The sequence below is a fragment of the Enterobacter cloacae complex sp. IR5458 genome (assembly GCF_049238025.1).
GTDB classification, from domain to species: Bacteria; Pseudomonadota; Gammaproteobacteria; order Enterobacterales; family Enterobacteriaceae; genus Enterobacter; species Enterobacter kobei.
Genome location: NZ_JBMKIF010000098.1, coordinates 1 through 2782 on the forward strand (window position 1 = coordinate 1; position 2782 = coordinate 2782).

At 36.7% G+C, this 2782-nt stretch carries 1 protein-coding gene; it reads right to left on the minus strand.

Going from position 1 to position 2782, the window contains the following annotated elements; genetic code table 11:
* Positions 1-244: 244 nt before the first annotated feature.
* A complete protein-coding gene (locus ACOTYN_RS26010; protein ID WP_332959793.1) occupies positions 245-2236 on the minus strand; it encodes an ATP-binding protein in 1992 nt (663 codons plus the stop codon).
* Positions 2237-2782: the final 546 nt, after the last annotated feature.

A 2782-nucleotide genomic window follows, 5' to 3' on the forward strand; every position in this document is an offset into this window, starting at 1 on the left:
AGCGGGCATCGTTAACTTAAGATACAAAAGCTGTCCGGAAATGGCGGGTCAAGATCACCTGCACAATGGATCTCAAGCCAAAGAAATAATAGATCTCAAAATATCGGAAGGAAAACTATGAGTAGTGAATGTGAGGTGCATCAATTCAATAGGTTAGGGTTACATTTCAATGTAACCCTTTTTTTCATGAAAAATACATTAGCAAGAAAGAAACCTCTTCAAGCGTAGTATCGCTTTTTTAATTTTAGACATCAACGCTTTCTTCTTGTAATTCCTTAACAAGTTCCTCCCGAGATTTCTTTTCAATTACATCTCTTTCCATTTGTAATTTCTCAAGCATGAAACTATTCGTCAATTCAAAAGTATCAAATATTGTGTACCAATTCTTAACGTAACGCTTCATATTGGCATCATCAGATACTAAACCAACATCACCACGGCCGGCATAGTTTGACAAGCGAGTAGGTATCTCTATATCTTGACTAGAAATCTTCCTACCTATAAGAATTAATTCAAAATGCAAATTTTGGCTAGAAAATTCAGGATGTCGTTTAATAATCCCAGCATAATCCTCCAGTTGACGTAAATGCTTAACATTAAGGGCTATGCTTGGTCTTTTAATTTCAATAATTATGCATCTAAAAATCTTATTGCCGTTAGAGTCAAAAGTTGGCATCCTTCTGGCTAAGAATAAATCCGTTTGTCTCTTAGCGCCTATAATATCCTCTCCATTTTCCACATCTTGTGCATCTATGTTATTAATGGAGTAAACACTATCCCTCAATGATTTTGCAATCTTAGTAAAAGTATCCTCCTCAGCGCCTATAGTTTCGTATCTTTCACCAAATAACCATGTGTTATTTTCAATAATTTTTTGTAAGTCAGGCGTTTCAAGAACATCTTTATAATGCTCGTTCATTATTAGCTTCAGTTTTTCAACTGCAAAACGCCTTCTTTGCAACTCCTCAATTGAACTTATAATATTTTCTAATTTTGTTTTTTTCAATTGTGATGCAAACCTAGAAAGATCACTATCACTTAAATCCAAAACACTTTCCAGAATATCAAATAAATCTTCATTTTGATTTGATACAAGCATCTTATCAAGAAGTCTGATGATTATCTTTTTCTGCTTTATAGTCAGTGATACCAAAAACTGAGGATCGGCAATATAAATACTTCTTACAACCTGCTTGATATTATTTCTTTTCCAGTTAGCATATGTTATATCGTATTCATTGTATGTAGGGAAAGCACCATCGTCTTCAAGCTTTTGTATGGCTTTTTCAACCTGCACTCGCAGAAAATCATCATATATAGCTCTGGAGAATTTTAAGACATTTTTAACTAACTGCCGCCATGCTTTTGAATCAGGATTACTTTTAGCTGTTGAAAAAATGTCATCGCCATTAGCACTAAAAGTATCAGCCCAAATAGATGAAACAAACACACTCAAATGAAAATCTCTTTTTTTATTGAATGTTGTAGATTCTTTGTGAACTATCTTTCCTGAACTATCAGTCAAGTAAATAAATGATTTTTCTGTCGCTGGCTTTTTATCCCAGCGAATCGCTTTCACAGAGAAATCATTGTTTTCAATCTCGAAGGAAACCTCTTTTATTTCGTGTTCTGGGATGTCAACTTCAGCACCATTTACGAAAACCTTCCTTTCATCATCCAATGCCAATTTACAACAGAATTCATTGGACAAAATAGAAATCAGTTCGCGTCTCTCTGGAAGGCTTGAATGTAACAATGTTAATTCAACACACGTCCCCTTATCCATTGCATTCAATAAACTGTTTTGCTCATCAGCGTCGATATCTATTTGAGCTTCATATGCCTTAATATCCTCATCATTAATTTTGATATAGGAATTTCTACCTAAGTATTTAGTATACCAGATAGCCTGATGACAAAGTCTATGAAATGATAAACGCCCTCGACCTTTAGAGCCGTGTTGATCAATGCTTGTTTTTTTTAATGAATCGTTAAATCGATTAAAGTTGCTGCCTAAATCAGTAAAGTTTATCCCATCACCATCATCAAGAATGGTCATGTTTTTTACTGTATCAAAATGGTCATAAACTATATTTATGTTAATATTCTTAGCGCCAGCATCAAATCCATTCCATACGAGTTCCAATATCGCCTGTACAGGTTCAACTGACTCAAAATGGTTCTTGATACCCAAGCTGTTGATTTCAGTTGTGCCCTGAATAATCTGCTTTGCCATTTGCGCTCACATCCTATGATGGAATTGAATTTTTACATTTTATAGAGTAGTTTAGTAACATCAAGATAGGTTTTTAAAGAACCTTACCTAGATCAAACCAACCCCCATAAACTCGTTCAGAGTGCCGTAGAAATCTCAGCAAAAAAAATCACGCCCAATCCCCTAAAACCCGCACCTTACCTATGGTCAGAGCTTTCAGCATCAAGATTAACGCAATGCTAAAGCACCTCATATTTTGTAATGAAAATTTTATCGTTCCAGAAACCGCAGTCGGGTGCGGTGTAGTGCCGTAAGCGTCACGTGACAGCACAGATCCTCTTGTGGTGTTGCACGGTAGCGCAGTGATATTCGGGCCCGACAGTCATTAGTAGCATGACAAAGGGATGTGAAAACCACATGGGCCTCAATGAACCGTGCTGTGGGGAACTATCCGCGCTGATTAAGCTGCGACCAAAGGCCCGCTTCTTGTTCAAAGCAGCCCTTTGAACTGACCTGCTCCCCGTTGATTAGTACACCCCGATGTTAGTAATGTCTTCATAAGCCACA

What these genes read in the sequence shown, in the direction of transcription:
- ACOTYN_RS26010 (WP_332959793.1), bottom strand. Translation starts at nt 2,236, where the DNA reads ATGGCAAAGCAGATTATTCAGGGCACAACTGAAATCAACAGCTTGGGT.